The sequence below is a fragment of the Exiguobacterium sp. KKBO11 genome, assembly GCF_001644945.1.
Lineage (GTDB): Bacteria > Bacillota > Bacilli > Exiguobacteriales > Exiguobacteriaceae > Exiguobacterium_A > Exiguobacterium_A abrahamii.
Genome location: NZ_LUCU01000011.1, coordinates 291,544 through 307,053, shown reverse-complemented (window position 1 = coordinate 307,053; position 15,510 = coordinate 291,544). Strand labels below are relative to the sequence as shown.

11 protein-coding genes are annotated in these 15,510 nt (G+C 48.1%); 2 read left to right on the top strand and 9 right to left on the bottom strand.

Translation table 11 applies throughout. The features are described from left to right. Nucleotides 1-37: 37 nt before the first annotated feature. Both AYO36_RS01730 and AYO36_RS01725 read right to left on the bottom strand, forming a co-directional pair. Entirely contained in the window at nucleotides 38-2,824 is a 2,787-nt protein-coding gene (locus AYO36_RS01730; RefSeq protein WP_064299369.1) for a putative bifunctional diguanylate cyclase/phosphodiesterase, read from the bottom strand. A 138-nt stretch (nucleotides 2,825-2,962) separates the two neighbouring features. After that, complete coding sequence (locus AYO36_RS01725) at nucleotides 2,963-3,385, bottom strand: CBS domain-containing protein (RefSeq protein ID WP_064299368.1); 423 nt, start codon at nucleotides 3,383-3,385, stop codon at nucleotides 2,963-2,965. Nucleotides 3,386-3,850: 465 nt separating this feature from the next. Between AYO36_RS01725 and AYO36_RS01720 the strand changes: the two genes are divergently transcribed. Continuing rightward, the gene (locus tag AYO36_RS01720; RefSeq protein WP_064299367.1) at nucleotides 3,851-5,008 is read left to right on the top strand and encodes a helix-turn-helix domain-containing protein; all 1,158 of its coding nucleotides are present in this window, start codon (nucleotides 3,851-3,853) and stop codon (nucleotides 5,006-5,008) included. A 101-nt stretch (nucleotides 5,009-5,109) separates the two neighbouring features. Then, a complete protein-coding gene (locus AYO36_RS16615; protein WP_082874146.1) occupies nucleotides 5,110-7,239 on the top strand; it encodes a bifunctional glycosyltransferase/CDP-glycerol:glycerophosphate glycerophosphotransferase in 2,130 nt (709 codons plus the stop codon). 57 nt (nucleotides 7,240-7,296) lie between these two features. Here the strand turns inward: AYO36_RS16615 and AYO36_RS01710 are convergent, their stop codons facing one another. From AYO36_RS01710 to AYO36_RS01680, 7 genes are all read right to left on the bottom strand, one after another. Further along, nucleotides 7,297-8,220, bottom strand: a complete 924-nt coding sequence (locus AYO36_RS01710) for a hypothetical protein (RefSeq protein ID WP_064299366.1) — start codon at nucleotides 8,218-8,220, stop codon at nucleotides 7,297-7,299. A gap of 132 nt (nucleotides 8,221-8,352) precedes the next feature. Continuing rightward, complete coding sequence (gene rlmD, locus AYO36_RS01705; protein WP_035396153.1) at nucleotides 8,353-9,711, bottom strand: 23S rRNA (uracil(1939)-C(5))-methyltransferase RlmD; 1,359 nt, start codon at nucleotides 9,709-9,711, stop codon at nucleotides 8,353-8,355. Between the two features lie 25 nt (nucleotides 9,712-9,736). Further along, nucleotides 9,737-10,699, bottom strand: a complete 963-nt coding sequence (locus AYO36_RS01700) for a diacylglycerol kinase (RefSeq protein ID WP_029342573.1) — start codon at nucleotides 10,697-10,699, stop codon at nucleotides 9,737-9,739. A gap of 147 nt (nucleotides 10,700-10,846) precedes the next feature. Beyond that, the gene (gene gatB / locus AYO36_RS01695) at nucleotides 10,847-12,280 is read right to left on the bottom strand and encodes an Asp-tRNA(Asn)/Glu-tRNA(Gln) amidotransferase subunit GatB (protein ID WP_035396151.1); all 1,434 of its coding nucleotides are present in this window, start codon (nucleotides 12,278-12,280) and stop codon (nucleotides 10,847-10,849) included. Between the two features lie 14 nt (nucleotides 12,281-12,294). After that, on the bottom strand, nucleotides 12,295-13,737 hold the full coding sequence (gene gatA / locus AYO36_RS01690) for an Asp-tRNA(Asn)/Glu-tRNA(Gln) amidotransferase subunit GatA (RefSeq protein ID WP_058264632.1): 1,443 nt from the start codon (nucleotides 13,735-13,737) through the stop codon (nucleotides 12,295-12,297). Nucleotides 13,738-13,752: 15 nt separating this feature from the next. Next, entirely contained in the window at nucleotides 13,753-14,043 is a 291-nt protein-coding gene (gene gatC, locus AYO36_RS01685) for an Asp-tRNA(Asn)/Glu-tRNA(Gln) amidotransferase subunit GatC (RefSeq protein ID WP_023469336.1), read from the bottom strand. Between the two features lie 199 nt (nucleotides 14,044-14,242). Then, nucleotides 14,243-15,487, bottom strand: coding sequence for an Nramp family divalent metal transporter (locus AYO36_RS01680; RefSeq protein ID WP_082874145.1), 1,245 nt, complete (start codon nucleotides 15,485-15,487; stop codon nucleotides 14,243-14,245). Between the last annotated feature and the right edge of the window lie 23 nt (nucleotides 15,488-15,510).

Genomic DNA, 15,510 nt, shown 5'->3' with positions numbered 1-15,510 from the left:
TGACAAAAACGTTCGTAAAACGACGTCAGGACTCATTTCACTCAGATAGAAGCTTTTCATGGTACTTCCCGTACCAGACCCGAAACTCGTCGGCTGGAATCGGTCTTGAATAATAGAATCCTTGCGCATACTCACAGTCAAGAACTCGTAAATGATCCGCTTGTTCAAGTTCCTCGATTCCTTCAGCGACGACGTCATACTTCAACGTATGAGCAAGCTTGATGATCGTCTCGATGAGCGGTGCGTTTGAACAGGCATCCGGACCACTGATGAACGAACGATCAATTTTCAGCCGTTGGATCGGTAATCGACTTAAGTACGACAAGGAAGAATAACCAGTACCAAAGTCGTCAATCGCAAGACGATATCCCATCTGGTGCAACGTCTGTAAGGCATCAAACACGCGTGTGTCTGAAAAGACACCAAACGATTCCGTAATTTCAAGTTCCATCCGTTGTTCAATCCCTGAATGAATCTCTCGGACATCGGTCAGATAATCGACGATCCGACCGGAGACGAGTTCTTTGACGGATAAGTTCGCGGAGACACGTAGTACTCCGAGTTCCGTATCCTTCCACTCTTCGACTTGTCGGACCGTCTCGGCAACGACCCACATCCCGATTTCTTCAATCAACATCGATCGTTCAGCAATCGGAATGAAGATTGCCGGACTAATCATTCCCCGTTCAGGATGGAACCAGCGCAAGAGTGCTTCACAGCCATCGACCTGACCTGTCGCGAGATTAATCTGTGGTTGATAGAACAATTGTAGCTCGTTCTTCTCGATCGCTTCTCGTAATTCCGCTTCGAGGGCGACCGATTCAAGATACTCCGCACTCATCCAGGACTCGAACCAGACCGGTCCACCCTCTGTTTGTTGTTTCGCATGCTGCATCGCGATGTCGACTGAGGATAATAAGGAGGTGACGGCCACCGCATCATCCGGGTAGCGGACCATGCTCATACTGATGCTGACATTGACGTATTCTCCGTTGATCTCATAGACATGTTCGATGACCTGCTTTAACTTCTGGTAATCGACGATATCCTGTTGTGCGACCAGCACGGCGAATTCATCTCCACCAATCCGCGCCGCTTGTCCGGTTCCGATGAAATGATGCTTGAGGCGATTTGCGAGATCTTTTAGAATCTGATCTCCCGCCCCATGTCCGTAGATGTCATTGATTCGTCGGAATTGCCGGACGCTGATCGTGACGAGTTCTCCCGGTTGAGGTGCTTTTAGGGCATCTGCCATCTTTTGCTCGAAACCATTCCGGTTCAACAAGCCCGTCAACATATCGAAGAGTGCTAGTTGTGTGATCCGTTCTTCCCGTCGGAACTGATCCGTCTCATCATGACAGGATAAGTAGAGGGCAACACCTGTATCGTCCTCTTTATTGGCGACATGGATGATATTGACGAACATGTTCAAAATCTTTTCATCAAAGAGCATCTTACAACGAATCGTCTGACTCTGCCCTTCCAGCGATCGTCTCAACGCTCGGCGCATCCGATTCAAATCAGCCGGATGAATCAGTTCTTCAATCGTCCACCCCGCTGTCGCGTTCGTTAATTGTCGAAAACGTTCATTTCCGTTCACGATCGTGTAATCCGATGACATTGCAAGGATCGGATCGGTATTTTGGGAAAAGAGCGATTCGATTTCCGCTTTTTTCTGTTTGATTTCTTTCGTCTTCGCGTCATTGTAATCGAGCAACCCGGCGATGATGGCTGTCATCGTCCGAAAAGCTTGGACGACGGGCTGGAAATCATTTCGCGCCGGTACGTGATAACCGGATTGTCGGCGGTCTTCCGCGAAGGTATTCGCTTCTCCCTTCAATAAAGAAAGATCTTGGCGAAACGCGCGTAATAACGATAAGGTCAACATCAACAACCCAAGAATCAAGACACCGGTTGCGCCAAACAGAAGCCAGGCATTACGAATGATTTGATTACCTCGATCTTGCATTTCTTGCGCGACTTGCTTAAGTTCTTGATCGTATAGACGATACATACTGGATTCATATTGTTCGGCTTGATTCGCTAACGCAACGTACGTCGAATCTTTCGGAGCACGTAATAGATCATCGAGCGTTTGTGTGTAGGCATCCATCTGTTCCCGCATGATTGCGATATCCTGACGTCCTGCGTCATTTTGAAGCGGAATCACGTCATACAAGGATTTGATGAGCGAGTCTTGTCGCAAAGGTAAATCAATCCGCATCTGTTGAATCCGTAACTGATCAATGGAACTAGGTTCTTCCTTTTGTCGAGCATTCTTCAAGATTTCAGCGGATTTACCCAGTTGTTCTTCCATTAAAATCAGATTGGAGAACACATTATAATAAGACCCTGTTTCTTTACTCAGCACGAGCTGATTGAATATGATTTCACTTTTGAAGTTCGTCATCGTCGTGAAAAAACGATGATTCGATTCGTATCCTTGGCGTTGTAGTTTTTTGATTTCTGTCAGGACTTCTTCGCGTGTCGACTCGGTCGCTTTCATATCCGGAAACCGGTCCGTCAATTGTTCAAGCGATCGATTCGCCCGCTCTGAAGCTTGCGTCAAATCGGCATCGTCATTCAAAGACGATAGATAGTAGCGCGTCACTTCCTGTTCGGCATGATTAAAAGGTGTCACTTCGGCAATCGTTTTCCCCGATGCCTTGAAGCGATACCCTTCATCTAACGTTTTCGTCAAATGCTGACACGCGACGATCAACGCTACCAGACCGATGATCGCAATCATCCATGAGAACGTTTTATAGTAGGAGCGTCTTCGAAAAGCTTCTACGATGAAGACTGGTGATAAACGTCGCAACACATCGTCCTCCCTAAATTGTCATTATGCTTCTATATCGTCGCCTCCTCCCATTTCGTGAAGTCGTTTTGGGTCAATAAAAAGCACTTCTTCCCACATTTCTGTGAAAATCAGTGCTTTTTTTACTAGTTTTATTCATTTTTAATAACTGACGTTCTCCCGCGCTACTTTTTTAGCAAAATAATCGATGATATCACGCCGTCGGATGATGCCGATAAAATGTTTGCCATCATCAATGACGGGCACGAAGTTTTGATCCGTAATGACTTCAATCATCTCTTCCATCTGCGCTGTAATTGAAACTGGTTTATAACGGACACGTTGTTTAATATCAGTTAATCGTGTCTGTAAAACGTGGTCGTAATCAGCATGCTCGAGATTTGCTTCGAGTGCCCACAAGATATCGCCTTCTGTCAGCGTTCCTGCGTATTTCCCTTTACTGTCAACGAGTGGGACCGACGTAAAACGATGATGTTTCATCTTTTCTAGTGCTTGTCTGACCGTTGACTCAGGATCTAAATATTTCACCTCATCTTTAGGTAATAAGAAAAAAGCAATATTCATTTCTGTTCCTCCCTAGCCACTCTGTGACACCCTTTTCATTTTATCATGAACCCCGCGTTGATTCATTTCTCAAATGATGAAAATCTCTACATAATTCTTTCATATTTAGTTATACTATATTCCAATATTCCAAGTAGACATGAAAACTGACCAGTGACGTTTAGGCACTGATCCAACGAATGAAAGAAACCTCTGACACCGTAAAAACGATTTTCGCTTTGACGAATGAACTCATTGCAGAAATCATCTGTCCAAAACAATCATTTTTGCCTAAAGAAGCAACTAACACATTACTGGATGTTGAACGACACGATTCAGATTCAAAAGACTCCTCAGTTCCATCCGATCGACTTGATAGTGAAGCCTTTTTCGGAAGGCTTCGTTTTTTCTTGGTTCGTTCTCGACTATCCGCGAAAGAGGACATACACTAGAAGCAATCCACTTTATTTCGAAAGGAGTCGTGTCATGAATCGCTTGTCGACATCCGACTTGACGCAAATCGCAGAGCACCTTTACGGAATGACCGGTTTTTTCGTCACGTACCGAGATCGTAATGGTACTCCGCTTGCTCTACGTCCAGAAGCTCCACCTCATCCGGGAACCTTGCCGATTGAGAATGAATGGCCCGTCCTTAAAAAGACTCCTTTACTCTATACCCTGAAAGACGGTACAGCCTACCTCTTTTTTGACGTTCCGGAACAAGGTATGTATCGAATCGGTCCTGTTCTATTACAATCTGCTCTCTTTCGGGCGCATATCCAAGATGAAGCCTATCACCAGTTTTATAAGGTCTTGCCACGTACGACGGAGAACCGATTGATTGACTGTGCTCACCTGATGTATCGCTTGTTGCACGGGGAACCATTGCCGAAGCGAGAAATCGAACAACTGTCTGATATTCAGGAAGCTGAAATCCCACTCGTTGCGGATGCACCGTCCCATACAGGGGTGACCGCGTACCGAAAAGCATGGCAACGGGAGCAACAAATCATCGACTGGATCGCGACGGGTCAAAGCGAGCGACTCGCAACGACTTATTCGTTACCTGCTTATGGTGAATTCGGCACACTCGCACGGCATCAACCGTTACGCGCAGAAAAGAACCTGTTGCTCGGAACCGTCCTATTGAGCGCACGCGCTGCGATTCGCGGTGGACTAGAACCGGACGAAGCGTTTTCCCTAAGCGACCGGATGATTGAGACAATCGAAGCCGCGACGAGCATTGCCGAACTCCGGAATCGTCATGTCCGGATTACAGTTTCGTTCGCAGAAGCCGTCAAGGAACTCCAAGCGCTGCGGCACTCGCCTCATGTACTCGCTGCGATTCGCTATATTCAGCAACACCTGTATGAACCGTTGTCCGTCTCATCAATCAGCCAAGCCATTCATGTCTCGTCCAATTACTTGTCCGTTCTGTTTAAGGATGAGACCGGTCTGCCACTCGCCCGGTATGTCATCCGGGAACGCATTCGGGAAGCGAAGCGTCTCCTGCGCTCGTCCGACGACTCGTTGCTGACGATCTCAAATAAGTTGCACTTCTCAAGCCAAAGTCATTTCAGTCAAGCCTTCAAACAGACGACTGGCGAGACACCGACACATTACCGGCAACGAAGTGAATTTTAAGAGAGTCGTGCCTTTTTTTCGTTTTGTGATATCCTATTCAACAGGAACTATTTTCGTGAATCCGTTTTTGACGGATTCTTTCATCAAAAAGGAGAATCAACATGAACTCAATTAGTGTCATCATTCCTGTCTATCAAACTGAATCACAAACGAAGGCAGCCATTCAATCCGTTCTCGACCAGAAGGTGTCGATCCCGGTGGAAATCGTCGTCGTCTTTGACGGACCAAGCACATACATCGATGAGCTCCGTTCTCTCTATCCGACATGTACGATCGTGGAACAGGCGCATCAAGGAACTTACGCAGCACGTCGACGTGGTCTTGAAGTCGCGACAGGTGACTACGTTACCTTCCTCGATAGTGATGATATCCTCGCACCACGTGCACTCTATACGTATATCAAAGCTTATGAGAAATCACGCGGTGAAGTCATCATCGGTAAGGTCTCACCTGTCTACAACAAGAAAAAATGGCTCATGCCGATCGATGATGATCGTTATTTCTTCTATACTCGTACGAAGTTCAATTCGCGTCATTTGACGACGATTCACGGCTGGATGATTAAAAAGGACTTGCTCAATGATCTACCTGTTCTTGAGACACGATGGTTCGCCGATACGATTATCGCCCATACCATCATTTCGAAACTGACGAACCTGACATCGGTCAGTTATGTCGTCTATGGTCGAAACTCACGTAGTACGCCACTTGAAGGACAATCGCTCTACCAAGCGCGTGATATCACGACATTATCCGATATCTCACGGATCTACGGTATGTTATCTGCCCATACGAAGGATAACGACGTTCAAAAATTCTTAAATACGTGGTACAAACGTTTCATCTCAAAACGTGGTCGAGCATTGCTTGAGCGCAGTACATCAAAAAGCCAGCAGACCGACGTCTTCCGTCATGTCGCTTACGACTTGAGACGGGCGAAGACACAAAGCAAGTATCTGCAGGCATGGTCGACGGGTTCGTATATCATGTTCCGTTCATATATCACTGCTGTTAAGACAAAGCAGACATTACGGACGGCACGACGTAAAAAAATCAAGAACGGTCTCATGCTCTATCGTCTGTTCCAAAAGATGCCGGTTAAAGAGAACCTTGTCTTATTCGAGAGTTTCCTTGGACGAAGCTATTCCGATAATCCGAAGGCCCTTTATCTGAAATTAAAAGAACAACGCCCTGAACTTGAGCTCGTCTGGATTTTCGCGAATGAGCCTTCAGATGACGTCAAGGAAGCTTGCCCAAACTGGGTGCTCAAAAACAGCTTCGCGTATTACCAAGCGATGGCACGTGCGAAGTACTGGATTTTCAATACACGTCAACCGCTCAGCTTAACGAAACGCGAAGAAACGATCTACCTTCAAACATGGCACGGCACACCATTAAAACGACTAGGTCTCGATATGGAAGAAGTCCACATGGCAGGAACGAACGCGACGCGCTACAAACGGAACTTCTACAATCAAGCACAGGAATGGAATTACTTGATTTCTCCGAATGCCTATTCGAGCGAAATCTTCAAGAGTGCGTTCGGGTTCCAAAATACGATGCTTGAGACAGGTTATCCGCGAAACGATCTCTTGTATGCGGACGATCAAGCTGGTCTCATCAGTGAAATCAAAGCACGTCTTGATATCCCAGCTGATAAGAAAGTCGTCTTGTACGCACCGACATGGCGAGATGACGAGTTCATCGCGCGCGGAAAATACCGCTTCGATCTCCAACTCGACTTGAATGAGATGCAGGCCCGACTCGGTGACGATTATGTCGTCTTGCTCCGGATGCATTACTTGATTGCGCAAAACATGGATATCAGTGGACACGAAGGCTTCGCCTACGACGTCTCTTCGTATGGCGATATCGCAGAGTTGTATTTGATCAGTGACGTCTTGATCACTGACTACTCGTCTGTCTTCTTCGATTACGCCCACTTACAACGTCCGATGATCTTCTTTACGTACGACCTGGAGAAATATGCGTCGACGTTACGTGGATTCTATTTCGATTTCGAAGAAGTCGTTCCAGGACCACTCTTGAAGGAAACGGATCAAGTCATCGATTATATCGAACAGATCGATACGAAATCCGTCGCTTACCAAGAAAAATACGATCGCTTCCTCGAGCGATTCTGTAGTTTGGATGACGGTACGGCAAGTGAACGTGTTCTTGCTGAGTTGTTCCCGAATGCAAGCTCAGCAGATGCTGAAGATGCTGAATAAGGAGACACAATGAAAAAGGAGAAAGATGCGCTTTTGCGCTCTTTCTCCTTTTTCGTATCATCGTCTACGATACGGTGCAATCCGCTCTTCAAATTCAGGGTGAACGAAATTAGGGCGTAACGATAAGACGACCTCACCGAGGAGATGTTCTACCACGTCGTCCCATCGTTCGACGATCTCAGAAGAGGTCTTCGCAGATACATCCCCCTCTTCGAGTAATGCTGTCTCATCCGTCGTTCTCATGAAGACCCACGTATCATCAGATCGTTTGCGCCTCATCAGGGTGATACGTCCACCTTCCATCCGGTATAGAAGGATTCGCTCCCATTGACGCTTCCGACTCGGTACCATGACTTCACGATGTCGCGCGATGATTTGCTCTTTGATCGTTTCCCGGCTAGCAACGAGATTCGGACACAGATGATAAAAATCATCTGTTCGTGGATGCTTGATACCAAAGTGAGGAATACCCGACGCTTCAAGACGCTTCAACCATTCTTCTTTCGCTTGTCGCAGATGTGTCCAGCGAACAAGATGACTTCGGACGCCCCATCCCGTGATCACGAAAGGATGTCGACGCAATTCTTCGACTGACGCAAACAACGTCTGCTTTTCAAAAGAGGTTTCCTGACAGAGTTCTTCGAAACGATTGATCGATGTGACATCATTGCCATGTTGCATCGGGAATAGATTGTATAGATGAAAGCGTCCCGATAAGGCTTGTCCTTCGTAGATACCTTCTACGATCCGGATGATTTGTCGCATCGTCTCATCCAATCGACCAATTTGACCCGTCGCTTGTCCTGCCGTATCAAGTTGCTGACGTAATGTAGGATCCACCGTCGCAGAACCTGGATTCAACATCAGGCACGCACCGAGAGACGTCTCACTCTCACCCCACTGGATATATGTATGATAGCGATACAATACGTCTTGCTCTAGCCGGAATGTCGCATACACTTGAACATCGTTAGTCGTCATCATGAACCCTCCTATACTTTTATATATAAATTGATTATTTTACCATATAGAGGTTCTTATTTACTTTTGTTTATACATCAGGTCAATCAAAAAATGCCTCCTTCCTTAACGGAAAGAGGCACTTCAAACGATTTAGTTACGGACGAATAAGGCAACGCTCTCGACGTGAGTCGTATGCGGGAACATATCGACCGGCGTCACTTCAACGAGTGTATACCCGAGTTCTGTTAACAACTTTGCGTCGCGCGCTTGTGTCGACGCGTTACATGAGACGTAAACGATCCGCTTCGGTGCGACATCTGCTGCTGCACGCAAGAACTCTTCGTCACAGCCTTTACGTGGTGGGTCGACGACGATAACGTCCGGTTGAATACCGGCTTTAACGAGATCTGGCATGACCTTCTCAGCTGCACCGTACTCGAACGTCACGTTCTCGATGCCGTTCGCTTGTGCGTTCCGGCGTGCGTCATCGATTGCTTGCGGTACGATTTCGATGCCGTAGACGTGCTTCGCTTGTTTAGCGAGTGACAAGGAAATCGAACCGATACCACAGTAAGCATCAACGACTGTCTCATCGCCTGTCAACTGAGCGTACTCGAGCGCTTTCGCGTAGAGTTTCTCTGTTTGCAACGGGTTGACTTGGAAGAACGAATGCGGTGAGATCTCATACGTCAATCCAGCGATTTGATCGCGGATGACGGACGGTCCGTACAAGACGACGTTCTTTTTCCCGAGAATGACGTTCGTATCATCCGGGTTGATGTTGTGCTGGATCGATGTAACGTTTGGTAACGCCTTTAAGATTCCTTCAACGATCTTATCGATACCACGAAGTTGTTTGACCTTCGTGACAAGCACGACCATCAACTCGTTCGTGTGATAACCATGACGTGCCATGATATGACGGATGACGCCTGCTTTTTTCTTCTCGTCGTACGCTGGGACTTTTAAGTCAGCAAGGACTTTACGAACCGCTTGGACGGCTTCGTCGTTTTCTTTGTTTTGGATTAAGCAGTAGTCCATATCGATGATCCGGTGACTCCGTTTTTGATAGAAACCAGCCATCAATTTGTTCGATTGGAAGGCAACCGGTACTTGCGCCTTATTGCGGTAACCCCACGGATCTTCCATCCCGATCGTCTCGTGAACGGGAATTTCAAGACCTGCTAGGCGCGCGAAAGCGTCACGGACACGGTTGTGCTTGAACTTGAGTTCTGCATCGTATGACAAGTGTTGCAATTGGCAACCGCCACACTGGTTGTAAACCGGACAAGGTGGCTCGACACGATCGACACTCTTCGTCTTTTGACGGATGATACGACCGAACCCGTAAGACTTCGTCGTTTTCGTGATTTTGATCTTGACCTGCTCCGTCGGCAATGCGCCCGGGATGAAGACCGTATATCCATCGATGCGCGCGACCCCTGATCCTTCATGCGTCAGGTCGACGATCTCGACGACGTGTTCATCGTTCTTTTGTACTGGAATCATGAATATCCTCCTTAAAAACCTCGCTTCACGCGAGGTTCGTTTCTGCTTCTTGTAGTTGTGTATTGATTTGTTCCATCTCTTCGATCCGGAACTTTGGTGTCATGACTTCGAAATGAGAGCGAAGATTCGTCATCTCGCCTTCGCAAATGCCGCCAAACTCACCATCGATGTTCAAGCTCATCTCTGATGTATTCTTCATGCGGACGAATGAGGTCGTGACATGCTCGATGCAAGGGTCCGAGAAATGATCCCCTTTTAAGGCAAGACGCATGACACGAATCAGTTCGACGAGGTTACATTTCTTGAGAATGAAGAGATCGAACCGACCGTCATTGAGTGACGCGTTCGGTGACAATTTCTCGAATCCGCCGACAGAGTTCGTATTGGATGTCAAGAACAGCATGACTTCTCCTTTGAATATACCCTTTTCATGCTCCAGTTCGACATATGTCGGTCGGATTTGCGGAAGTTTCTCCATCCCTTTGACGTAGTACGCGAGCTGTCCGAGTGCCGTCTTCAGCTTCGAAGGCACTTCGTACGACAGTTCTGTCATGATGCCACCACCAGCGATGTTGATGAAGTAATGGACGCCTGCCGATCCTTCAATCTTACCGATATCGACCGGCATCGTATGTCCTGTGCAAATGACATCCATCGCCCCTTCGATCGTCAATGGAATACGCATCGCCCGACCAAAGTCATTCGTCGTTCCAACAGGTAATACACCAAGCTTCGGACGTTTGTTGTAGGCAGCCATTCCGCTGATCACTTCGTTCAACGTACCATCGCCGCCTGCTGCGACGACGAGATCAAATTCTGCTTCGCATGCTCGTGCTGCTTCATACGTTGCATCGCCGACCGCTTTCGTCGAGTAGACAGATGTCTCATAACCCGCTGCTTCGAGTCGGTCGAGGATATACGGTAAATTTCGTTTAACCATCTCTTTCCCGGAAGTCGGGTTATAAATCACGCGCGCTCTAGGTCTCATAAGATTTTCTCCTTTTTGACTCAACCGTTCATTTGATACATAACTGTTTTATTTTACATGAACTCTCGAGACATTACAAAGCCAAAAAAGACAGCGTCCGTTTCCTCGCAGAAGTAAAGGAGGAACGGACGCTGTTCGATCAGCTACTTATTTTAATTTTTCAAGCTCTTCATAGAAGAGTTGATCCAGGAGGGCAGGGTTCGCCATTCCTTTTGTTTTCTTCATGATTTGACCGATGACGAAGCCTTTCTTCCGGTCACGTCCACCGAGTAATTCCTCGACGACGGCTGGGTTCGCTTCGAACATCTCGACGATCAGACCACGTAGCAATCCTTCGTCTGAAATTTGTGCAAGACCGTTTGCTTCGACGTATGCACGTGGCTCGACACCTTCTTCGATGACGGCCGTGAAGACTTGTTTGGCGATTTTCGAAGAAATCGTACCGCTTGCGATCAAGTCGATCATCTCTGCCAGACGAGCTGGTGTCATCTTGACTGTTTCGAACGTTTCCGTCGATTTATTCAAATGACCTTGGATCTCACCGATCGTCCAGTTGGCTGCTGCTTTCGGCTCTGCGCCTGCTGCGAGAGTCGCTTCAAAGTACTCTGCCATCTCACGTGTGACCGTCAGTTGTTTCGCATCATACGCTGAAAGACCAAGTTCTTCTTGGTAACGAACGCGACGGGCATCTGGAAGTTCCGGAATACCGGCACGGATCGCTTCTTTCCAATCGTGATCCAGCACGAGCTTGACGAGGTCAGGCTCTGGGAAGTAACGGTAATCCGACGCCCCTTCTTTGACACGCATGAGGACGGTTTGTTTTTTCGTCTCATCGAAGCGAAGTGTTTCTTGACGCATCACACCACCTGCAAGCAACAACTTACGGTGACGATCTTCTTCGAACTCAAGACCTTTTAAGACGTTTCCGAATGAGTTCAAGTTTTTAAGTTCTGTTTTTGTACCGAACTTCTCTTGTCCGTATGGGCGAACGGAGATGTTACAGTCGCAACGAAGTGATCCTTCTTCCATCTTGACGTCCGAGACGCCTGCATATTGCAAGACTTCCTTGAGACGTTCGAGGTAGGCGACTGCATCTTTCGGTGAACGCATGTCCGCTTCACTGACGATCTCGATGAGCGGCGCACCTGTCCGGTTGAAGTCGACGACTGAGTGATTAGCACCCGTGTGGTTCATCTTACCAGCATCTTCTTCCAGATGGACACGTTCGATTCGGAAGCGCTTCGTTTCGCCATCAACTTCCGCATCAATGTAGCCATCGAAGCCAATCGGTTGATCGAACTGTGAGATTTGATACGCTTTTGGCGTATCTGGGTAGAAATAGTTCTTTCGGTCGAATTTTGTTTGATCGGCAACTTGGCAGTTAAGTGCCATCGCTGCACGAACAGCGAGTTCAACGGCTTTTTCGTTGATTTTCGGCAAGACGCCCGGATGTCCAAGACAAATCGGACACGTTTTCGTGTTCGTCTCCGCGCCGTATTCCCGCGCACAACCACAGAACATCTTCGTGTTCGTGCTCAGTTCGGCGTGGACCTCGATCCCGATGATCGTTTCAAAGTTCATGATACATTCGCTCCTTATAACTTCGGAAGCGCGAATCCACCTGTCGCAAGCTCAAACGCATGCGCAGCGCGATAGATCGTCGCCTCATCGAAATGTTTTCCAATGATTTGTAAGCCGACCGGAAGACCGTCGACGAATCCAGCTGGAACCGAGATTGCTGGGACACCCGCTAAGTTGATTGGAATCGTCAAGATGTCATTCGCATACATCGTGACGGGATCATCCAGTTGTGCACCGAGTTCGAATGCTGGTGTCGGCGCTGTTGGTCCGATGATGACGTCATAGTTCGCAAGGACATCGTCGAAATCCTTTTTGATCAACGTTCGCGCTTGTTGTGCTTTTTTATAGTAGGCATCGTAGTAACCTGAGCTGAGCGCATACGTTCCGAGCATGATCCGGCGTTTGACTTCGTCTCCGAATCCTTGTGAGCGGGAATACTTGAAGACATCTTCAAGTGCGTCCGCTTCCGCACGGACTCCGTAACGAATACCGTCAAAGCGCGCGAGGTTCGATGATGCTTCTGATGAAGCGAGTAAGTAGTACGTCGCAAGAGCATATTTCGAGTTCGGGAGTGACACCTCATCGACTGTCGCACCGAGTGCTTCGAGTTTTTTGATTGCTTCACGGATGTTAGCTTTGACACCTTCACTGACACCTTCACCGAAGTATTCTTTCGGAACAGCAATCTTCAGACCTTTGATATCACCTGTCAACGCTTGTGTGTAATCCGTTGCTGCGACGTTCGCAGACGTCGAATCCATCTCACAGTGTCCTGCGATCGCGCTCAAGAGATACGCGTTGTCTTCGACTGTTCGTGTCAACGGACCGATTTGGTCAAGAGACGATGCGAACGCAACGAGACCGAAGCGTGAGACGAGACCGTATGTCGGTTTCAACCCGACGACACCACAATAGGCAGCCGGTTGACGAATCGAACCACCTGTATCCGAACCAAGGCTGAACAAGACTTCGCCTGCTGCGACAGCTGCTGCTGAACCACCCGAAGAACCACCTGGAACGTGTTTCGTATTCCATGGGTTGCGAACCGGTTTGTAGGCTGAGTTCTCGTTTGAAGAACCCATCGCGAACTCATCCATGTTCAATTTCCCGATCGTGATCGCTCCTGCTTCATGCAGACGCTCGACGACCGTCGCATCATGAGCTGGTACGAAGTTCTCGAGGAATTTCGAACCACATGTCGTCGTCATCCCTTTCGTGACGATGTTATCCTTGACGCCGATTGGAAGACCAAACAATGGATTCGCTTCGTGTTTCGCGACATCATCCATTCGTTTTGCTTGCTCGAATGCTTCTTCGTTCAATGAAAGAAACGCACCGATTTTTCCATCGACACGGTCGATTTGATCAAAGGATTCTTGGACGAGTTCAGAAACTTTGACTTCGCCATCCTGAATGAGTGTGTGTAGTGTTTTGACACCATGTTCAAAAAGTGACATCGGGTCATTTCCTCCTTATTCAAACACCGCTGGGACGCGGACTTGTCCGTCTTCCCAATCGGGTGCGAGTCGTTCTACTTCCGTACGCGGAAGTGATGGACGTACTTCGTCCTTACGTAGGACGTTCTTTAAATCGAGGACATGAGTCGTCGGTTCGACGCCTGTCGTATCGAGTTCATTTAATTGTTCAGCGAACCCAAGAATCTTCTCGAGTTGTCCTGTGAATTGTGCTACTTCTTCATCTGTCACGGCAAGGCGTGCCAAATGCGCCACGTGGCGGACTTGCTCCTCATTAATCTTTGCCATGTCATTCCACCTCCGGAACTTTTGCGATATATTTTACACTATTTCTAATCATAGCACTTTTCGTCCAGACAAAAAAGACGATGGTGCATCGGGGGGAGGTCCGCACCATCGTCCTATAGGGGTAGCAAAGCTTCCGGGCGGAAAGCTTCTAGTTATGAAATACCCGCTTTAAATCAGACGAAACAAAAATACTGAATATTCATACTAAGACATCGACGAGCAGATAGATATTGAAGACGATGACGATCGAGACGATCACCCATGCCAACGCGTTCATGAACCGACTATTCCGGTGTTCTCCCATGTACCGCTCACTTGCTGTCGCCCGAATCAACGGAATCAGAGCGAACGGAATCCCGAACGATAAGGCAACCTGGCTGAGAACGAGTGCCCGTGTCGGATCAAAACCGGAGAACAGCAACACAATCGCCGGTAACATCGTCACGGTCCGTCGAACGAACAACGGTAATTGGAGATGAAGGAATCCACGCATGATTGCGTCCCCTGACATCGTCCCGACACTTGAAGAAGCGAGACCCGAGACGAGTAAAGCAATCGCAAACAGATATGGCGCAATGCCACCGAGCGTGACATGAAGTCCCTCGTAGATCGCTTCAAGCGAACCCGCTTGATACGTCGTGCCGTAAAACACACTGGCAGCAATGACGAGCATCGCTCCATTGACCGCTCCGGCAATCAACATCGCTCCCCAAATATCGAAACGCTGAATCCGTAACATCGACAATTTATTCGCAACGTGCCCCATCCGTCGTTTCGTTAAATCGGAATGGAGATAGATCGCATGCGGCATGACGGTCGCTCCGAGCATCCCGGCAGCGAGGACGATGCTCGACGTACCTTCGAATCCCGGTAACAACCCTGCCGATAGATCACGAAAGACCGGATGGACTTCAAATACTTCAATCGCAAAAGCAGCGGCGATGATTAAGACGAGTACGGCGATGACAGCTTCGAAATGCCGGAGTCCTTTTTGCTCGAAGCCGAGGATGACGAATGATAGGATTGCCGTCAAAAGCGCCGCCATCCGTAAATCGATTGCGAACAGTAAATGAAATCCGAGTGCGGCCCCGACGAACTCTGCGAGATCGGTTGCCATCGCGACGAGCTCCGCTTGTACCCAGTAGAAGAAGCGAGAGACCGGCGATAACTCCTCCCGGATCACTTCCGCTAAACTGAGATTACTGACGATTCCAAGCTTGGCTGATAGGAACTGAATGACGACGGCCATCAAGTTCGATGCAACGATGACCCAAAGCAGCAAATAGCCATACTGAGCGCCTGCCGTCATATTCGTCGCGAAGTTTCCCGGATCGAGATACGCGACGGCAGCGACGAACGCTGGTCCAATATATGTCCGTTTTTTCGGTAAATCTTGTGTAAGTGGCTGTGTCGCCATCTCGTTCACCTCACTTTTTGTTTTCATTATACGCTCATTTTGCACAAGTA